This is a genomic window from Delftia deserti, from assembly GCF_042653485.1.
Lineage (GTDB): Bacteria > Pseudomonadota > Gammaproteobacteria > Burkholderiales > Burkholderiaceae_C > Comamonas > Comamonas acidovorans.
Genome location: NZ_JBHSIH010000001.1, coordinates 1,496,948 through 1,515,762, shown reverse-complemented (window position 1 = coordinate 1,515,762; position 18,815 = coordinate 1,496,948). Strand labels below are relative to the sequence as shown.

Here is an 18,815-nt window from a genome sequence, read left to right as displayed (position 1 = left end):
TGTTGTCAGCAGGGTGAAATGGTTGGTATTCAGTATACTTTATGTTTGGAGTTCTCACACGCTGACGCTGCTGGCACAATGAAGCGCTAGCAAAGGAAACAGGGAATCTATGCTTGCCGCCTCGTTCAAGGTGCCCGTGCTCAATGCGGGCGAGTTGCCGAAACAGAATATTCGTGACCAGGTATACGCAGTCCTGAGGGACAGGATGTACCGCGGCGAGATCACCTTCAATGATCGGTTGATCGACAACGAGCTCGCCGCCCAGCTCAAGGTCTCACGCATGCCGGTGCGTGAGGCGCTGCTGCAGCTCAAGAACGAGGGATATCTGGAGGGGACCTCGCGCGGCTTCGTGCTGCCGCAGTTCACCCCGGAAGATATTGCCAACATGTTCGAGATCAGGCTGTTGCTGGAGCCCACGGCGGCCGCAGCCTCGTGCAGCCATGCCACGGTGGAGGGCCTGGGTCGGATGAAGGCGGCCGTCGACCAGGCGGACCGCGCCCACCAGAAGGCCGATGTACTGGGATACATCAGCGCCAATTGGGCGTTCTGGACGGCCTGGGTGGAGATGGTGCCCAACGATCGCCTGGTGCAGGTGATCAACCGCCTGCGCGACCATGCGCAGGTGGTTCGATTGGCCACGCTCAAGGACAAGGAATACCGGGCCCTCTCCCTGGCACGCACCAAGGAAATCCTGGAGGCATTCCTGAAACAGGATCCGGAGGACGTGAAAGACAAGGTGGCCCACAATCTGCGGGCATCGGCCGCCTCCTACTATGCCAAGCTGCAGTCCGAGCTGGATCAAAAGGGCACGGCGCCCGCGCAGGAGCCGGCGGCGCCGCGCAGGCGCTCGCGCCAAGGCTAGTGTGCAGGCTCCGGCGAGGCGGGCCTGGCATGGAACAGGCAGATCGCAGGCCCGCCAGGCTCTTCGCAAGCCGCGCAGCGGACCTCGCGCACCCGCATCGGGGCCTGTTCCAGCGTCTGCGCGACCGCCTCCAGCATGCCTGCAATGGCATGGCAGACGGGGCCGCCATCGCGGTGCCGGCTGCCCGCAGCGAAGGGGCTGTTGCGCACCTCCAGCCAAAGTCCGGTGCCGTCGCGCCTGAATGTCCAGCTGCCCCAGCCCAGGGATGCGGACCCTTGCACCATGGCCTGCAGCAGCGCATCCGGCCCGACCTGCGCGAGGTAGGCGCGCACGCTGTCCGCTCCGAACCGGGTGACGGAGGTGCCCAGGGCCTGCAGGGCCTGCTCGCGCGCCGGCTGTGGGAAATGGTCGAAGGCTCCCATCAGCACATCTGCCCGCATGAGCACATAGCGCCGCGGACCATCCAGCACCTGCCCGGCTGCCAGATCGAAAAGCAGCCGCTGGTGCAGTTGCAGGCAAGTGCTTGTCATCGGGATGCCCTCATGGAAACAGCTGGATCGCCTCGTGGGCGAAAGAGGCGTTCACAAGGTCGGTGCGCTTGAGCACGATTTGCAGTCCTGACGATGTGTTGCGCAGCCGGTGGCGCCATGTGCCGGCCAGCGTGGACCGATGCGCGCCGCAGACCTCGATATAGAGAAAGGGCGTGTAGACCTGCCATCCGGTATCTTCATCACCATTCCCATCGCCGTTCCCATCAGTATTGCCGCTGGCGGTTTCCACGCGAGGCTGCTGCAGCACATGCAGGCCGCGCACGCCGGGCTCGAGCGAATGCGCGCGCGGGCCCTGCAGGCGCCGGATGCGCGTGGCCAGCAGCAGCCGGTCTTCATAGGCGATGGAGGCATGGGCAAAAGGATCGGGCTGGCGATCGCCGGCCAGGGGCACCCAGTAGTGGCCGTCCGGTGCGAACAGGGCCAGCCAGTCGTCATAGCGCGCGTCATTGAGAAGGCGGGCTTCGTCCAGCACGAATCGGACGGGGTCGATGTCGGTGTGAGGCGTCGTCATTTCAGATCTCCTGCGCCGAGCCCATGAAGCGGGCCCAGGCCTGGAACTGGTTGCGCATCAGCTGCTCGCTGGTGCCCTTGCAGGGTGTCGGCTCCGTCACTTCCTCGTGGCCGGGAGCTGAGCCCCGGTGCAGGCTCACCCATTCGTTGCCCTGGGCCTTCAGGCCTTGCTGAACGCTCTCGAACAGGTGGATATCGTCGTGGGCGACGATGGACATGGGTGAGAAGACCAGTCGGTTGTAGGTCATGGCACGCTCGTGCAACAGATCCGGCGCGCCCTCGGCGCGCAAGCTCCAGGCTTCGACCAGCGTGCGGTCCACCGCCAGGGGCCGGATGACGCGCATCACCAGCGGGGCCCCCTTGACCGCGATGCTGGGATAGAGGACGGAGTTTTGCGGAGCCCTGGCCAGCACCTGCTCGGCATGCCCAAGGCCATGGGCCTGGGCCAGCGCATCCAGGTAGGGCTGGGGATAGGCATAGCCGGTGTGGGTGCTGAAGTTCACTGCCAGGGCGCTGTGGCCGTGGGGATAGAGCTCGGCGTCCATGCGGCTGAAGAAGTCGTAGCCCGAGGCGAAGGGCAGCATCTGCTCCATGGAGAGGGGCATCTCCTGGCCTTCGGGCTGATGGCTCCAGATGATCTTGGCGGCCTTGCCCGCGGATTCGTGGGTGGATACCGGGTGGATGGTGTCGTTGATGTTCTCCAGGTACATCTTCCAGTTGCACCGGATGGTGCTGCGGACGATGCCACCCGCCACGGTCAGCTTCCCGGTGGGGGAGCGGTCGGCCATGTTGTCCAGCCATTGCAGCGACGCGCCGAAGTATTCCTCGAAGCCCATGCCCTGTTCATCGAGGCGCACGAAGATGAAATCCCGATGGACGGCGACCGCTCCCACGCGCGACAGGCCGCGGCCTGCCTGGCACTGAGACAGGGACGATTGCGCGTACTCCTGCCGAAGCGGTATGCCCATGGTGCTGCCGTCCAGGCGATAGCTCCAGGCGTGGTAGCCGCATTGCAGTACCCTGCCTGCATGGCCGCGCTCATTGGTGTAGAGCTTGGTGCCCTTGTGCGCGCAGCGGTTGTAGAAGACGCCGATGCCTGCATCTGCCTGGCGCACCACGAGCAGCGGCCTTCCCGCGAGATCCAGGGTGACGTAGTCGCCGCTTTCGGGGAGCTGGCTTGCATGCGCGACGAAGTTCCAGGTCGCTGCGAAGAAGCGGCGCTGCTCCTGTTCGAACAAAGCTTCACTGGTGTAGGCGTCGCGGTGCACGCGGTCCGCCTGCACGATATGGGAGAGAAGGGACTCGGAGGAAGTGTTCATGGTTGGAGGCGGCGTTGTTTGTGCATTAATAGTATACTGTATTCTGTTATAGACAAATTTACCTCACTCCATGGAACCCGATCTGAAACTTTGTGTCGTCGACAAGCGGCTGATCGCCGAATCCATCGTCTTGCTGGAATTGCAGGCTGCGGGCGCAGGCCTGCTGCCTGCCTTCACGGCGGGCGCGCACCTCCAACTGGATCTGCCGGGAGGCCTGTCGCGGGCCTATTCGCTGTGCAACGACCCCGAGGAGCGCCACCGGTACCAACTGGCCGTCCATCTGGATCCGATGTCCCGCGGCGGCTCGCGTGCGGTCCATGAAAACATTCACCAGGGGGATCTGTTGCAGGCCCGTGGGCCGACCAATCTATTTGCGCTCGATGAGGCAGCGCCGCACTCCGTGCTGGTTGCCGGCGGCATCGGAATCACGCCCATGCTGGCCATGGCGCGCCGCCTGCAGCACCTGGGCCGGTCCTGGGAACTTCACTATGCCAATCGCAAGCCTGCCCGCTGCGCCTTTCGCGAGGAACTGACGGTGGGTCCGCTCGCCGCATGCAGCCGGCTGTACTTCGACGATGCGGAACCGGCGCGGCAACTCGACCTGGACCGTCTGCTGGGTGCACCGCGCGCGGGCGCGCATCTTTATGTGTGCGGACCTGCGGGCCTTATCGACACGGCGCTGTCGACGGCCCGGGCCATGGGCTGGGGTGAGGAGCGCCTGCACAGCGAGCGGTTCTCGGCGCAGCCCTTGGAGGTGGCCGGCGCCCGGGCCTTCAAGCTGGTTCTGGTGCGCAGCGGGCTGACGCTGGATGTCCCCGCCGACCGCAGCGTGATGAGCGTGGTCCATGAGGCCGGCGTGGACTTGCCTGCGTCCTGCGAGCAGGGGGTGTGCGGGACCTGCATCACCGATGTGCTCGAAGGGCGGCCTGATCACAGGGACCAATGCCTGGATGAGGCCATGCGCGAGCGATGCTTCACGCCCTGCTGCTCGCGCTCCCTGGATGCCGTGCTTCGCATTGATCTGTGAGGCCGGCCCGGGCGGGATCGACGCTGGGCGATCCCGCTGCGGTCATCAGTCAACCACCACGCCTGTCTCCTGGATGATGGGGCGGTAGCGGTGGCTTTCTGATTCGATGAAGGCGTTGAACTGCGCTGGCGCCATGGGCGTGCGGCTGTAGCCCAGGTCCGAGAGCTTCTTCCAGATATCGGGCAGGCTCAGGGCCTTTTCGATGGCGGCATGCAGGCGGTTGATGATGTCCGGAGGCGTGCCCTTTTTGACTGTCGCGCCTATCCACAGGTCCATTTGCATCGCCGGAAAGCCGATTTCGGTGGTCGTTGGAACCTGGGGCAGGAACTCGCTGCGCTGAGGTGCGGCTACCGCCAGCGGGACGGCCTTGCCATTGTGCACCATGTTCAGCGTACCTGGCACGCCGTCGAACAGCAGGTCGATCTCGTTGGCCATGATGGCCTGGAAGGCCGGCGGTGCGCCTTTGTAGGGAACATGCAGCAGCCTGGCCCCGGGGACGCTGCGCGACAGCAGATGGCCCAGGATGTGCGGTGCGGTGCCTGGGCCGAAGGAGCCATAGCTGAGCTCCCTGCCGGAGGCGAGGGCATCCTTCAAGGCGGAAACGCCGTGGAACTTGCCCGCCTTGCCGCTGTACATCACCATGGGTGTGCGTACCAGCATGGCCACGCCTTCGAAGTCGCGCGTGGGCTGGTAGCTGAGGTTCTTGTACAGGCTGGGATTGATGGCGAACGCCCCGATCTCGGCCACGAAGACGGAGTAGCCGTCGGCCGGCGCGTTGAGTACGGAGGAGGCGCCGATCTGGGCGCCTCCTCCGGGCCGGTTGTCCACGACGATGGGCTGGCCCAGTTCGGCGCTCAGTTGCGGGCCGATGGTGCGTACCAGCACATCGACGGCGCCGCCAGGAGGAAAGGGGATCACCATCTTGATCGGCCTGGACGGGTAGGGGCCTTGCGCCATGGCGCCGAGGCTGGCCACAGCGGCCACGATGCAGGCGAGGGACTTGAGGGCGGTTTTCATCAGGGGTCTCCGTGGTGGTTCTTTGCGGCCGGGCATTGCCCGGCCCCTTCGCGGTAAGGGGCCGCGAAGCGGTGGCGAACATTCCGGCCATGCGTTGTGGCCGGGTGACGTGGCGTGCTGTTCTAGTCGTTGTGTCCTGTGTTGCGGTCTGCCTCGCCCGGTGCGGAGGCGAGGGGCGGCTGCGCCGCGAGCAGTTCGGGCAGCGCGGCGGGATCGCCGTCATGGAAGGTGGCTGGGGCCAGGCTGCGGCGGTTGACGCGAAGGTCGAACACGTCGAAGCGGTTGTAGTGGCCCGTGATGTCATGCATCTGGCGGGGCTGTATGCAACGTGCGAGATCGATGTCGGCATAGACGATGCCTTCGGCATCGATCAACGGCTGGCCGAGCACGCGGCCGTCCGGGCCGATCACGCCCGAGAACGCGCTGTTGCCACGGCCCAGAAGCGCGGCCGATCCCGGGAAGGCCTGCTCCATCTGCGCGATGGTTTCGGTCGAGATGGTCGAGCAGGAGACGACGGTGTAGACCTTGCCTTCGAACGAATGGGCCATGGCCCGAACCTTGATGGCCTCGGCCATGTCGTAGTCCGGAGGCGCCACGGGCAGCGAGATATAGCTTGCCAGGTGCACCAGCTCGCCCTGGGCCAGCAGCGCAAAGCGCGCCAGGGTGTTGGTGTTCTCTCCACAGGCCAGCATGCCGATGGGGCCCAGGGCGGTGTCGTGCACACGCAGGCCCGCGCCGTCGCCGGGAGTCCATGTCAGCTTTTCGGCCCAGGTCGGCACCAGCTTGCGGTGGCGGCCCAGCAACTGGCCGTTGGGTCCGATCAGCAGCATGGTGTTGTAGATCGTGGTCAGGCTGCGCGGCGCGCGCTCATTGATGCCGATGGCAACATGCAGGCCGCATTCGCGTGCGGCCTGAGCGATGTGCGCCACCTCGGGACCGGGCACCTCCACGGCTGATTCGCACAGTCTCTGGAACCATGGGCCGGCGGCGATGGGGCTGCCGATCCAGCTCCAGTAGGGATAGGCGGACACAAAGACTTCGGGGAAGAGTACCAGTTGCGCGCCGCCGGCGGCTGCCTCTCGAATCAGGCGGCAGGCTTTGTCTACCGTCGCTGCGGTGTCCAGGAAAACCGGGCTGGCCTGTACGGCGGCCACCTTGAATGGGGCATGCTTGGGCATGGAGTCCTCCTGTTCAGACGGCAATGACCGGATGGCGGATCTGGCCGATTTTCTCGATGCAGGCCACGACCACGTCGCCGGGTACCAGCCACTCCTGAGGGGTGCGGCCGGCGCCCACGCCCTCGGGTGTGCCGGTGGCGATGATGTCGCCGGGCTCCAGAGTTATGCCGGCGCTGATGTCCGCCACCAGCTGGTTGACCTTGAACAGCATGTGGCGCGTGTTGGACTGCTGCTTGGTTTCGCCATTGACGGTGAGCCACAGGTCCAGGACCTGGGGATCGGGTATTTCGTCGGCGGTGACGATGCAGGGGCCAAAGGGGCCGTAGCTGTCCTGGCCCTTGGAGTAGATCCACTGCCCGGCCCGGCGGCAGTCGCGGGCACTGATGTCGATCATGACGCTGTAGCCGAAGATGTACTGCAGGGCCGTGTCGGCGCCGACGCGGCTGGCGCGTCGGCCGATGATGGCGGCGAGCTCCACTTCCCAGTCCATCTGTTGCGTGATGTCGGCGTTGTGACGGATCGGTTCGCCGGGGCCGATGACCGTTGTGGGCGGCTTGGAGAAGATGACGGGTTGTGCGGGCAGATCCCGCGAAGTGTCCAGCGTGCGGCTGGATTCGGCTACATGCTCGACGTAGTTCAGACCGATGCCGAAGATGTTCTTGCGCGGGCGGGGGATGGGCGCGAGCAACTGCACGTTCACGGTGGGCACGCAGCAGCCTGGAGGCCAGGTGCCGCGGGCGGCATCCAGCATGCGCTGCAGCGAACGCAGGGCCGCAGGCCCGAGATCGATCAGCGCGAGCATGCAGGACGGCAGCTCTGCGCCCTGGCTGGCGGCCAGGCGTTGGACATCGACGATTTCATCGCCCTGGATCACGCCCAGTCGGGCGGCGTCGACAACGCAGGGGCGGTAGGTAACTAGGCGCATGGGTGTTCCGTAGTAAAGGTGGGGTGGGATTCGATGGATTGATGGCCGCCGTTGGTGCCCAGGCCTTCCTCTCGGTACAGGCCCAGGGCCTTCATTACCGGCAGGTCGCTGAAGCTAAAAAGGCAGGCGTCCTCGGTGGCCTGGGTATTGGCGTGCTCGTGCCAGGCCCAGGACGGGACGCAGAAAATATCGCGCTCGCGCCAGTCGAAGCGCCTGCCGTTGATGACGGAGTAGCCCTCACCCTTGGCCACCTGGTACAGGTAGCTGCCGGTGTGGCGGTGGGCCTGGGTATGCTGCTGCGGCCGCAGCAATTGCATGCTCGCGCCGATGGTGGGCATCACGGGGCCACCGGTCAGCGGATTGACGTAGTGCATCAGGGCACCGTCGAACTTCGAGCCTTCGCTGACCTGGGCAAGGCGGCGCAGGGATTCATAGGTCGGACCCCATTCGTACTTGAACAGCGGCGAGTAGGACTTATTCCATGAATGTCCGTGCGGCTGCAGCGCGGTGCCGCTCCAGGCATGGCTGGAGTCGTCCACTGGGTAGGCCACCTGCTGGTGAAGGTCGGGGTGGACTTCGTAGAAGTTGGCCTCGAGCGCGTTCACGAAGGGAATATCCAGGCCGTCTTGCCAGATGCAGGGGGTTCCCTGCTCCGCCACGCCATGCTCGTGCCAGGTGCCGTTGGGCGTGAGAACGAAGTCGTTGGCGCCCAGCGTCATCTTGTGGCCGTCGACGATGGTGTAGGCCCCGCTGCCTTCCATGATGAAGCGCAGCGCAGAAGCCGAATGCCGGTGCGTGGAGGCGCATTCCCCGGGGTACATCACCTGCAGGCCGGAGTACAGCCAGCCCACGGCAGCCGAGACATCCCGGCGTCCCGGGTTGTTCAGGTAGATCACCCTGCGGCCTGCCTTTTCGGGCGTGACCAGGGCCACGGAGCGCAGCACATGTTCGCGCAGATCCCGGTAGCGCCACAGCGTCGGCACCGATACGGAAGCGGGCTGCCAGGGTTCGATCTTGTTGGCCACGGTCCACAGTGCGCCGGCTTCAAACCGCTCCAGGTCCCTGTAGTAGGCCACCAGCTCGGGGGTGTCCTGTACGTTGGCGCGTCCGGCCACGTCCTCGCGGTAGCTGTCGTAGGGGGTCTGTGTACTCATCTTCGCTCCTTGGCGTGCACGGGAGTTAGGGGCATGCTTATGCTGTTAAAAAGAATACTGTATTCTTTTATTCGAGGCGTAGGAATTTGCCTTGACAGGGTTTGCCCGGAATTCACCAGCCCGCGATGAGGCGGTTGCTGGGGATGCCGTTGTCGGTGATCTTGTCGGCGCCTTCGGCCCCGACCACGGGCAGGCCTGCCCTGTCCAGCAGCCCGGCCTGGACCAGGACGCATGCCTGGTCCCAGTAGATGTGCTCGTGGCATAGCTTGTCGCCCTTGAAGCGCACCACCCCCACCAGGCCGAAGCGCAGCCTGCGGCCCGTGGGCGCCACGCCGGGCAGCAGCCATTCGATGCGCCGGTCATGCGTGAAGCTGAAGATGACCTCATCCACGATCTGGCGCACGCCCTGGGTGCGCGAGACCGTGATCTGTCCCGTGTCCTCGGGGTTGGCGTTGATGAAGTAGTCCTTGTAGAAGCGCCGCAGGTCGGCATAGCCCACGCCGCCCGTCATGGTGGGGATGTGGTTGACATAGGGCTGGTCCACCATGGTGGACATGGTCAGGTCCACATCGCGCGTGGTGAATTCGTAGTCCAGATGTGCCTCCCAAAGGGCCTCCAGGTCATAGGCGGGCCCCACGCGCGGCACCAGGAAATTCATGGTCCGATCGTGGGCCAGGCGCGCGCTGTCGGCATGGAAATGGGGCGATCCCGCGCGCGCGAAGGCATGGTCGCAACCAGGATAGAAATGGGCTTTCAGGGGCCCCCGCGCGGCCTCGCGGATCGTGGCTTGCACGGGCGCGGAGCAGTAGATGTCCTGCTGCGGAACATGCAGCAATGCCGATTTGCCGGCGGGCAGCGGGCGGGTCGCCAATGTCTCCAGTCCCACCCCGTAGTAGGAGACCGAAGCAGTGACGGCCGTGTCGAACAGCGAGCGCAGGGCGAGTCGCCCGCCCAGACAGTAGCCAACGGCCGCCACGCTGCGAGGGCAGCCATGGAGGTGCTGTGCGAAAGCGATGCTTGCCGTGATGTCCTGCATGGCCTGGGCGTCGTCGAAGGACGCGAGCAGGGCCAGGGCGCGGTCCATGGCCTGCTCTGAGGAGGGGTCTATGTCGATGCCACGGCCCTGACGCCAGAACAGGTCTGGGGCGATCGCCACATACCCTTCCTGCGCATACTCGTCACACAGGGCGCGGATATTCGCGTTGACGCCGAAGATTTCCTGCAGGACCACGAGCAGTGGGCCGGTGCCGGCTGCAGGAAGCGCCACATAGGCGCCAAGTCCTTCGCCGCCGATGGGAGTGAGGTGGGTCATGGGATGGTCTCTTTTCAGGTTGCGGAAACGACGATGGCTCCATCCGCGCTTTGGGACAGGCCCACCAGGCTGCCGGGCGGCGGCGCGTGGGCAGAGGCCGCCAGCAGCGTGACGCCCCCGGCCGTGCATAGTTCGACCAGGCAGTTCCACGGGCAGGCATTGGGCAGGCGATGCGCCCGGACCACGCCGGTCACCCTGGCTTCGCGGACCGATTGCGCCTTGAAGGCCCTGCCGCCGCAATGCGGGCAGCGAAGGCGGGCGGGGAAATGCTGGGCGCCGCAGCCGAGGCAGGCGTTGATGTACAGGCTCATTCCAGACCCTCCAAAATGGTGGCGTTGGCGCACATGCCATATCGGTACTCGACCATTCCATAGCCCGAGACCAGGGCGGTGCGGGCACGGGCCAACTGGCGTTCGCCGCAGCGCCCGCCCAATTGGCGCACCGCCTCGACCAGCCCGTGCATGCCTCCTGCGGTTCCGGCCTGGCCCGCGGACAGTTGGCCGCCCGACGTGTTGACGGCGATCCGGTCCTGGGGCACGGCCTCCCGGAGAAAACGCTGCAGGCCGCCTGCCTCGATGAGACCCAGGTCCTGCAACTGCACCAGCGACATGACCGGATAGTCGTCATAGACCGACCACAGGTCGATGTCGCCAACGTTGCAGCCGGCCTGTGAGAACAGTTGGCCAGCCACCCGGGACAGTCCGGTGGACAGGCCGTCGCCTTGCTGGCCGTCATGGTTGTGGCAGGCCTGCAGGGAGCGCACGCGCACACAGCCGGCGCGCCGGGCCACTTCGTCGGCATGGCTGATCAGGATGGCGTTGGCTCCCGCAACGACGGGTACGCAGTCGTAGATCACCAGCGGATCGGCCACGGGCGCCGCGTTCAGGTAGTCGTCCATGGACATTGCGCTGCGGTAGACAGCCTGGGGATTGCGGCTGGCATGGCGGCGCTGGGCCAGTACCAACTGCCCGTAGTCGCTTCGCGACAGGCCTTCCCGCGCCATGTGGCGTTGGGTCAGCAGAGCGAACAGCGTGTTGGGATTGGCGATGCCCAGCGGCCTGAGCAGGGTCTGCGTGGTGCGGTTGTAGTTGGCCGAAAGGTCCTGGAACTCCGACGCCTGAAAAGCATCGCCCGCCAGCAGCACGATGTTGCGGGCCTGCCCGGTCTCGATGGCGGCGATGGCGTGCTGCAGCAGGTTCAAACCCGAAACGCCGCCGTTGCCGTCATCCATGAACCAGGAAAGCTGCAGCCCCAGACGCCAGGCCAGGTCGATGCAGCGGTCCGGTCGCAGCGTGAAGGACGCCACGCCCAGGCCATCGATGCGGCTGGCCTCGAACCCGTGCTGTTGCACCAGGGCTTCGAAGGCCTGTCCCAGCCAGTGGGTGGTGGATTCGGTCGTGCGGCGGGCATAGGGGATTTCGACCGCTCCCTGGATCAGCGCGTGATTCATCGCTTCACCACATGGCCGCTGCTGGCCAGATCCCAGGTGTCGGGCGTGCGCCCTTCGGCCCTGAGCTTGTACTTCTGGATTTTTCCGTTCTCGGTCTTGGGCAGCTCGTGCGTGATGCGAAGAAAACGCGGAACGGCGTAATAGGGCAGGCGGGGCTCGCACCACATGACCAGCGCCAGCGGATCGATGGTGCAGCCGTCGCGCAGCACGAGTGCGCACATCACTTCGTCTTCCGCCAGCTCCGAGGCCACCGCATAGGCAGCCACCTCGGCCACGGCTGGATGCGAGTGGAGCACCTGCTCGACCTCGTAGGATGAGATGTTCTCGCCGCGGCGGCGGATGCTGTCCTTGATGCGGTCCAGGAACCTGAAATAGCCATCCTCGTCGCGCAGCACCCGGTCGCCGGTATGGAACCACAGATTGCGCCAGGCCTCGACCGTCTTGTCGGGCATGTCCAGGTAGCCTGATGCAAAGGCGTAGGGCTGCTCGCTGCGCAAGATCAGTTCGCCTGGCGTGCCATGGGGCACTTCGTTGTCATGCTCGTCCACGACGCGGGCCTGGAAGCCTTGCGCCAGCGTGCCCATCCAGCCCGGGCGCGAGGCGTCATGCGGGGTGCAGATCACGAAACTGGTCTCTGTCGAGCCGAAGCCGTCGAGCATGCGGATTCCGGTACGCTGCTCGAAGAGCGCGTAGTGCTGCGCGGAAGCGCCCGGCGCCAGCGCAGTACGAACACGGTGCGCTTTCTCGCTGCCGTCGGGTGCCCGCGACAGCAGCATCGCCACCATGGCTCCGAGCAGGAAGGTGACCGTGGCCTGCGTGCTTGCCAGTTCGAGGAAGAACTGCGATACCGAGAACCTGGCACCCAGCGCGATGCGTCCTCCGCTGAGCAGTGCCTGGTAGAAGGTGTTGAGTGCATTGATATGAAAGAGCGGCAGACAGGTGTAGAGCACATCCTGAGAATCGATGCCGATGTTGCGCAGCGAGTGATGCCCCCACCAGTACAGCTGTGCGTGCGAGCAGATGACGCCCTTGGACGGGCCCGAGGTGCCGGAGGTGTAGATCACTACGGCCGGCGCCGGCGCATGGGGCGCGTGGGCCGGGATGTCCTCGGCCAGGGCCGCGTCCGCGAAGGGCGACAGGCCGGGCAGCGTGGCGACGGGCGCATGGGCATCCAGGGACCAGATGGCATGCAGGCCGGACAGGCTGTCCGGATCGGCCAGCTGCGCGCTGGTGATATGGTCAAACAGTGAAGGTTCGGTCAAAAGCACGCTTGCCCGAGAGTTCCTCATGTAGTAGGCGAGTTGGCTGCCGCGTGACGCGGTATTGATGGGGACCAGGACCAGGCCGGCCAGCGCGCAGGCCGTGAGAACGAACAGGAATTCAGGGCGGTTGCCACACTGCAGGGCGACGCGGTCGCCTGCCTTCAGCCCCGCTGCGGCAAAGGCCCGTGCGAACACGCTGGCTGCGGCCAGCAGTTCTTCGGCCGTGAAATCGCGCTCCTCCTGGCTGAGCAGGACGGAGTGGGGCGCGGCGGCGATGCGCTGGTGCAGCAAGGGGATGAGATGCCGTTGCGCGGCATCGGGACACAAGGGAAAAGATGTCGGCATAAGTTGTTGGCTTCGTGGTTTGTTGATAAAAAGTATATTGTATATTTTTAATGTCATCAACGGATTTTTCCTGTACCTGCGGGTCACGCGGATCTTTGAATGTGTCCTTGTGGCTGCGGTCGAAGGCCTTCAAGTGCGGTCTTGTGGAAGGGGGCTGTGCTTCGAGCGGCGCGATTGGTCACAATCGGGCCTCCACGCTCAAGAAGGGGCCGGTGGTGCTGTACTTCTTCCCCCAAGGCCTTCACCCAGGGCTGCACCATGGAAGCCCACGCCTTTGTCGAGGCCATGCCGCGTTTCGCGGCCATGGGCGCGACGGTGGTGGGCATGTCGCATGACGACATCGATACGCTCAAGCGCTTTTCCACCGAGGCCTGCCGCGACCAGTTCGCCGTGGCATCGGACCCGCAGGCGCAGACCATCCGCGCCTACGACGCCTCGGCCGCCGCCGACCTCCAGCGCGCCGACCGCATCTCCTGCGTGATCGGCCGGGACGGCAAGGTCCGCTTCGTGCACATCGGCTCGGACCCGGACGAGCATGTGCGCCAGACCGAGGCCGCGGTCAAGCGGCTGGCCGGCAAGTAGCCCGCCGCGCAGCCGCTGTCAGGGGCTGCCGCCCTCGCTGGCCAGGATCTCGGCGAATTCCTCGTCCGTGAACAGCCTGGAGCGTGCGTGGAAGGCCTTGCCCGTGCTGCCCTCCAGCGAGAAGCTGCCGCCCTGGCCCTCGATCACGTCCAGGATGAGCTGGGTGTGCTTCCAGTGTTCGTACTGGGAATTGCCGATGTACTTCGAAGCTTGGCGCAGTGGCATCTCCGTACTGTTGCAGGGAAAGATGCCGGGGTACCAGGGGTTCATGGTTTGCCCTGTATCGGATTCAGGCAACTGTCTGAAGTCAAGACAATGAATCTGTTCAATGGTCGGACACTCGCAGGCCATGCCCGGCCCGTGCCCGCGGCGCGCGGCCCAGGGGCGCAAGGCCGTTCCTGGCATTGCGCCCCCTGGCCGTGCCTGGCACAAAGCATGCATGGTCCCTCCCCACAAAAGCAGCGGGCGCCAGCCCAGCCGCCAACCCAAGGAGACACACCATGCAACGCCGCCCCTTCCTGCATTCCGCCCTCGCACTCTCCGCCATGGCCACCATGGCCGCTGCGGCTCCTGCCGCCATGGCCCAGCAGGGCGAGATCCGCATTGCCCACGTCTACAGCAAGACCGGCGCGCTGGAGGCCTATGGCAAGCAGACCCAGGCCGGGTTGCTGATGGGGCTGGAGTACGCCACGGGCGGCAGCATGGCGGTGAATGGCAAAAAGCTGGTGGTGATCGAGAAGGACGACCAGGGCAAGCCCGACCTGGGCAAGAGCCTGCTGGCCACGGCGTATTCCGATGACAAGGCCGATCTGGCCGTGGGGCCCACGTCGTCCGGCGTGGCGCTGGCGATGCTGCCGGTGGCCGAGGAGTACAAGAAGATCCTGCTGGTGGAGCCGGCCGTGGCCGATTCGATCACGGGCGACAAGTGGAACAAGTACATCTTCCGCACGGGCCGCAATTCCAGCCAGGACGCCATCAGCAATGCGGTGGCCATCGACAGGGCGGGCGTGACGATTGCCACGCTGGCCCAGGACAACGCCTTCGGCCGCGACGGGGTGAAGGCCTTCAAGGACTCCATCAAGAAGGGCAAGCTGGCGCATGAGGAGTACCTGCCTGCCGCCACCACGGATTTCACGGCAGGGGCGCAGCGGCTGATCGACAAGCTCAAGGACCAGCCGGGCCGGAAGATCATCTGGATCGTGTGGGCCGGGGCGGGCAATCCGTTCAAGATCGCGGACATGGATCTCAAGCGCTACGGGATCGAGATCGCCACGGGTGGCAACATCCTGCCCGCCATGGCGGCCTACAAGAATCTGCCGGGCATGGAGGGCGCCACGTACTACTACTACGGCATTCCCAAGAACCCGGTGAACGAGGCCCTGGTGTCCATGCACTACAAGCAGTACAAGACGCCACCGGATTTCTTCACGGCGGGCGGTTTCTCTGCGGCCATGGCCATCGTGACGGCGCTCAAGAAGACAGGTGGAGACACCAAGACCAACACGCTGATCAAGGCCATGGAGGGCATGAGCTTCGACACGCCCAAGGGCCAGATGACCTTCCGCAAGGAAGACCACCAGGCCCTGCAGAGCATGTACCACTTCAAGATCCGCGTGGACCCGGCGCTGGCCTGGGGCGTGCCCGAGCTGGTGCGCGAGATCAAGCCCGAGGAGATGCAGGTCCCCATCCGCAACGGCCGTTGAGCAATGCTGCGCACAGAGGATCTGACCATCCGCTTCGGGGGCCATGTGGCCGTCAACGGCGTGAGCTGCTCTTTCGAGCCGGGCACGCTGACGGCCATCGTGGGGCCCAACGGGGCGGGCAAGACCACGTATTTCAACCTGATCTCGGGGCAGCTCAAGGCCACGGCCGGGCGCGTGCTGCTGGGCGGGCGCGAGCTGACGGGGCTGGCCCCTTCGGCGCGCACGCGGGCCGGGCTGGGGCGGGCGTTCCAGCTCACCAATCTGTTCCCGCACCTGAGCGTGCTGGAGAACGTGCGCCTGGCCGTGCAGGCGCGCGACGAGGGGCCGCACCGGCGCGGCCTGAACCTGTGGAGCATCTGGAGCGACCACCGCGCGCTCACGCAGCGGGCGCTGCACATCCTCGACCAGGTGGCCCTGTCTGCCCGACGCGACGAGGCCGTGGCCGCGCTGCCGCATGGCGACCAGCGCAAGCTGGAGGTGGCCTTGCTGATGGCGCTGGAACCCCAGGTCTATATGTTCGACGAGCCCACGGCGGGCATGAGCCATGACGAGGCGCCGGTGATCCTGGACCTGATACGCGCGCTGAAGCAGGACCGCAGCAAGATCATCTTGCTGGTGGAACACAAGATGGACGTGGTGCGCGAACTGGCCGACCGCATCATCGTGCTGACCAATGGCACGCTGGTGGCCGATGGGCCCCCGGCCGAGGTGATGGCCTCGCCTGTGGTGCAGCAGGCCTACCTGGGTGTGGTGCCGGAGCAGGGCGCTGCAAAGGAGGCCGCATGAGCACCGCCGCCAACCCCAGCCCCAACCTGCTCGAGCTGTCGGGCGTGCACACGCATATCGGGGCCTATCACATCCTGCATGGCGTGGACCTGGCCGTGCCGCGTGGGCAGCTGACCATGCTGCTGGGGCGCAACGGCGCGGGCAAGACGACCACGCTGCGCACCATCATGGGCCTGTGGCGGGCCAGCCAGGGGCGCATCGCCTTTGGCGGGGCGGATATCACGGCCCTGCCCACGCCGGCGATTGCGCGGCTGAACATTGCCTATGTGCCCGAGAACATGGGCATCTTCGCGGACCTGACGGTGCAGGAAAACCTGCTGCTGGCCGCGCGCGGCGCCTCGCGCGCCGACCGCATGGACGCGCAGCGGCTGCAGTGGATCTTCGGCATGTTCCCGGCGGTGGAGAAGTTCTGGAACCACCCGGCCGGCAAGCTGTCGGGCGGGCAAAAGCAGATGGTGGCGGTGGCGCGCGCCATCGTGGAGCCGCGCGACCTGCTGATCGTGGATGAGCCCAGCAAGGGCCTGGCGCCGGCCATCATCGAGAACATGATCGCGGCCTTCGCGCAGCTCAAGGCGGGCGGCACGACGATTGTGCTGGTGGAGCAGAACCTGGGCTTTGCGCGCCGCCTGGGCGACCGCGTGGCGGTGATGGACAACGGCCGCGTGGTGCACGCGGGCGGCATGGCCGAGTTCTCGGCAGATGCGGCGTTGCAGCAGTCGCTGCTGGGGCTTTCGCTATGAACAAGCTGGATTGGGATTTCAAGCCGCTGCTGCTGGTGCCGGTGCTGGCCCTCGTGGCGCTGCCGCTGGTGGGCTCTGGCTCGACCTGGCTGACGCTGACGGTGGCGGGGCTGGCCATGGGGATGATCGTGTTCATCATCGCCTCGGGGCTGACGCTGGTGTTCGGGCTGATGGACGTGCTCAACTTCGGCCACGGCGTGTTCATCGCGCTGGGTGCCTTCGTGGCCACCAGCGTGCTGGGTGCCATGGGCGACTGGACGGGGTCGGACCAGCTGTGGCGCAACCTGCTGGCCGTGCTGCCGGCCATGGTGGTGGCCATGCTGGTGGCGGGCGCCATCGGGCTGGCGTTCGAGCGCTTCATCGTGCGGCCCGTGTACGGCCAGCATCTCAAGCAGATCCTGATCACCATGGGCGGCATGATCATCGGCGAGGAGCTGATCAAGCTGATCTGGGGCCCGCAGCAGATTCCGCTGCCGCTGCCCCAGGGCATGAAGGGCGCCTGGCTGCTGGGCGACGCCGCCGTGGAGAAGTACCGCGTGGTGGCCGTGCTGGTGGGGCTGGCGGTGTTTGCGCTGCTGGCCTGGACGCTGTCGCGCACCAAGATCGGCCTGCTGATCCGCGCAGGCGTGCAGGACCGCGAGATGGTGGAGGCCCTGGGCTACCGCGTGCGCCGCCTGTTCGTGGGCGTGTTCGTGGCGGGCTCGGCCCTGGCCGGGCTGGGCGGGGTGATGTGGGGCATGTACCAGCAGAACGTGGTGCCGCAGATGGGCGCGCAGGTGAATGTGCTGATCTTCATCGTGATCATCATCGGCGGGCTGGGCAGCACGGGCGGGGCGCTGATCGGCGCGCTGCTGGTGGGGCTGATGGCCAACTACACGGGCTTTCTCGTGCCCAAGGTGGCGCTGTTTTCCAACATTGCGTTGATGGTGGCCATCCTCTTGTGGCGGCCTCAGGGCGTGTATCCCGTAGCGAACCGCTGAAGGAGTGATCGACATGCTCAACCGATTGCTTTCCGGCGACATGCCGCGCAGCCGCGTGCTGGCGGTGCTGCTGCTGTTGATCTTTGCGGGCCTGGCGGCGGCGCCCTTCGTGTTCCCCGGCGTGAAGGCGTTGAACGTGGCGGCCAAGGTGCTGATCTTCGTGGTGCTGGTGGCCAGCTTCGATCTGCTGCTGGGCTACACCGGCATCGTGAGCTTTGCGCACACCATGTTCTTCGGCATTGGCGCCTATGGGGTGGCGATAGCGTCCTCGCGCATGGGCGCGGGCTGGGGCGCGCTGGCGCTGGGCCTGGGCGCGGCGCTGCTGGTGTCGCTGCTGCTGTCGCTGGCCATCGGACTGTTCTCGCTGCGGGTGCGGGCCATCTTCTTTGCCATGATCACGCTGGCCGTGGCGGCGGCGTTCCAGACGCTGGCCTCTCAACTGTCGGAATGGACGGGCGGGGAGGATGGGCTGAGCTTCAAGCTGCCCGAGTGGCTGTCCCCCGGCTTCGAGCCGTTCGAGAACGAGGTGCTGGGCGTGCTGATCGACGGGCGCATCCTCACCTACTACCTGTTGTTCGTGCTGGCCGTGGTGCTGGTGCTGGCGCTGCTGCGCATCGTCAATTCCCCGTTCGGCCGCGTGCTGCAGGCCATCCGCGAGAACGAGTTCCGCGCCGAGGCCATCGGCTACCGCGTGGTGGTCTACCGCACGCTGTCCAGCGTGCTGTCGGCCCTGTTCGCCTGCGTGGCCGGTGCCATGCTGGCGCTGTGGCTGCGCTATAACGGGCCCGATACCTCGCTGTCGTTCGAGATCATGATGGACTGCCTGCTGATCGTGGTGATCGGCGGCATGGGTACCATCTATGGCGCGGCGATCGGCTCGGTGCTGTTCCTCATCGCCCAGAGCTATCTGCAGGACCTGCTGCGCGTGGCCAGCGAGGCCGCGCACAGCCTGCCATGGCTTGCCGCGCTGCTGTCGCCCGACCGCTGGCTGCTGTGGCTGGGCGTGCTGTTTGTGTTGTCGGTCTACTATTTCCCCACGGGCGTCGTGGGGCGTCTGCGTTCTTCCCGCGTCGGGGCCTGACCAGGGCCCCTGGCGCATTCGTGCATCAGAG

The 18,815-nt window shown here is 65.8% G+C and carries 18 protein-coding genes and 2 pseudogenes; 8 read left to right on the top strand and 12 right to left on the bottom strand.

Annotated features, from left to right (window positions below):
* The first annotated feature begins 109 nt into the window (after positions 1-109).
* Positions 110-862, top strand: a complete 753-nt coding sequence (locus tag ACFPFG_RS07305; protein ID WP_183018478.1) for a GntR family transcriptional regulator — start codon at positions 110-112, stop codon at positions 860-862.
* Here the strand turns inward: ACFPFG_RS07305 and ACFPFG_RS07300 are convergent.
* The 3 genes from ACFPFG_RS07300 to ACFPFG_RS07290 are packed head-to-tail and all read right to left on the bottom strand — an operon-like array spanning position 859 to position 3,242.
* Positions 859-1,392: a V4R domain-containing protein gene (locus ACFPFG_RS07300; protein ID WP_380105815.1), complete on the bottom strand. Its 534-nt coding sequence runs from the start codon at positions 1,390-1,392 to the stop codon at positions 859-861. The two genes, ACFPFG_RS07305 and ACFPFG_RS07300, sit on opposite strands and share 4 nt — an antisense overlap.
* Positions 1,393-1,402: 10 nt before the next feature.
* Positions 1,403-1,924, bottom strand: coding sequence for an aromatic-ring-hydroxylating dioxygenase subunit beta (locus tag ACFPFG_RS07295; protein WP_183018480.1), 522 nt, complete (start codon positions 1,922-1,924; stop codon positions 1,403-1,405).
* A gap of 1 nt (position 1,925) precedes the next feature.
* A complete protein-coding gene (locus tag ACFPFG_RS07290) occupies positions 1,926-3,242 on the bottom strand; it encodes an aromatic ring-hydroxylating oxygenase subunit alpha (protein ID WP_197956893.1) in 1,317 nt (438 codons plus the stop codon).
* 70 nt (positions 3,243-3,312) lie between these two features.
* On the opposite strand from ACFPFG_RS07290, the gene ACFPFG_RS07285 reads away from it, so the two are divergent.
* Positions 3,313-4,269, top strand: coding sequence for a PDR/VanB family oxidoreductase (locus ACFPFG_RS07285; protein WP_183018482.1), 957 nt, complete (start codon positions 3,313-3,315; stop codon positions 4,267-4,269).
* Positions 4,270-4,314: 45 nt separating this feature from the next.
* On the opposite strand, the gene ACFPFG_RS07280 is transcribed toward ACFPFG_RS07285, so the two are convergent.
* From ACFPFG_RS07280 to ACFPFG_RS07245, 8 genes are all read right to left on the bottom strand, one after another.
* Entirely contained in the window at positions 4,315-5,286 is a 972-nt protein-coding gene (locus ACFPFG_RS07280; RefSeq protein ID WP_380105812.1) for a Bug family tripartite tricarboxylate transporter substrate binding protein, read from the bottom strand.
* A 122-nt stretch (positions 5,287-5,408) separates the two neighbouring features.
* Entirely contained in the window at positions 5,409-6,464 is a 1,056-nt protein-coding gene (locus tag ACFPFG_RS07275) for a carbon-nitrogen hydrolase family protein (RefSeq protein WP_380105810.1), read from the bottom strand.
* 13 nt (positions 6,465-6,477) lie between these two features.
* Positions 6,478-7,389 (bottom strand): fumarylacetoacetate hydrolase family protein, encoded by a 912-nt coding sequence (locus ACFPFG_RS07270; protein ID WP_183018485.1) that lies wholly within the window; start codon positions 7,387-7,389, stop codon positions 6,478-6,480.
* On the bottom strand, positions 7,380-8,543 hold the full coding sequence (locus tag ACFPFG_RS07265) for a cupin domain-containing protein (protein WP_183018486.1): 1,164 nt from the start codon (positions 8,541-8,543) through the stop codon (positions 7,380-7,382). The genes ACFPFG_RS07270 and ACFPFG_RS07265 overlap by 10 nt, the downstream gene beginning before the upstream one ends.
* Positions 8,544-8,655: 112 nt before the next feature.
* A complete protein-coding gene (locus ACFPFG_RS07260; RefSeq protein WP_183018487.1) occupies positions 8,656-9,855 on the bottom strand; it encodes a dienelactone hydrolase family protein in 1,200 nt (399 codons plus the stop codon).
* A gap of 14 nt (positions 9,856-9,869) precedes the next feature.
* Positions 9,870-10,166, bottom strand: a complete 297-nt coding sequence (locus ACFPFG_RS07255) for a zinc ribbon domain-containing protein (RefSeq protein ID WP_183018488.1) — start codon at positions 10,164-10,166, stop codon at positions 9,870-9,872.
* Positions 10,163-11,305, bottom strand: a complete 1,143-nt coding sequence (locus ACFPFG_RS07250) for a thiolase family protein (RefSeq protein ID WP_183018489.1) — start codon at positions 11,303-11,305, stop codon at positions 10,163-10,165. Before ACFPFG_RS07250 ends, ACFPFG_RS07255 begins: the two co-directional genes overlap by 4 nt.
* On the bottom strand, positions 11,302-12,912 hold the full coding sequence (locus ACFPFG_RS07245) for an AMP-binding protein (protein WP_380105806.1): 1,611 nt from the start codon (positions 12,910-12,912) through the stop codon (positions 11,302-11,304). The genes ACFPFG_RS07250 and ACFPFG_RS07245 overlap by 4 nt, the downstream gene beginning before the upstream one ends.
* A gap of 188 nt (positions 12,913-13,100) precedes the next feature.
* Here ACFPFG_RS07245 and ACFPFG_RS07240 point away from each other — a divergent pair.
* Positions 13,101-13,494, top strand: a pseudogene (locus tag ACFPFG_RS07240) (peroxiredoxin); the annotation flags it as partial.
* Positions 13,495-13,512: 18 nt separating this feature from the next.
* Here ACFPFG_RS07240 and ACFPFG_RS07235 read toward each other — a convergent pair.
* A pseudogene (locus tag ACFPFG_RS07235) lies at positions 13,513-13,704 on the bottom strand (DUF779 domain-containing protein); the annotation flags it as partial.
* Between the two features lie 290 nt (positions 13,705-13,994).
* On the opposite strand from ACFPFG_RS07235, the gene ACFPFG_RS07230 reads away from it, so the two are divergent.
* The 5 genes from ACFPFG_RS07230 to ACFPFG_RS07210 are packed head-to-tail and all read left to right on the top strand — an operon-like array spanning position 13,995 to position 18,784.
* Positions 13,995-15,197, top strand: a complete 1,203-nt coding sequence (locus ACFPFG_RS07230; protein WP_183018491.1) for a substrate-binding domain-containing protein — start codon at positions 13,995-13,997, stop codon at positions 15,195-15,197.
* 3 nt (positions 15,198-15,200) lie between these two features.
* Complete coding sequence (locus ACFPFG_RS07225; RefSeq protein WP_380105804.1) at positions 15,201-15,983, top strand: ABC transporter ATP-binding protein; 783 nt, start codon at positions 15,201-15,203, stop codon at positions 15,981-15,983.
* Entirely contained in the window at positions 15,980-16,723 is a 744-nt protein-coding gene (locus ACFPFG_RS07220; protein ID WP_374620555.1) for a branched-chain amino acid ABC transporter ATP-binding protein, read from the top strand. Before ACFPFG_RS07225 ends, ACFPFG_RS07220 begins: the two co-directional genes overlap by 4 nt.
* Positions 16,720-17,703, top strand: coding sequence for a branched-chain amino acid ABC transporter permease (locus ACFPFG_RS07215; protein WP_197956885.1), 984 nt, complete (start codon positions 16,720-16,722; stop codon positions 17,701-17,703). The genes ACFPFG_RS07220 and ACFPFG_RS07215 overlap by 4 nt, the downstream gene beginning before the upstream one ends.
* Positions 17,704-17,716: 13 nt before the next feature.
* Positions 17,717-18,784 carry a branched-chain amino acid ABC transporter permease gene (locus tag ACFPFG_RS07210; protein WP_183018495.1) on the top strand — a complete coding sequence of 356 codons (1,068 nt, stop codon included), beginning with the start codon at positions 17,717-17,719 and terminating at the stop codon, positions 18,782-18,784.
* Positions 18,785-18,815 lie beyond the last annotated feature (31 nt).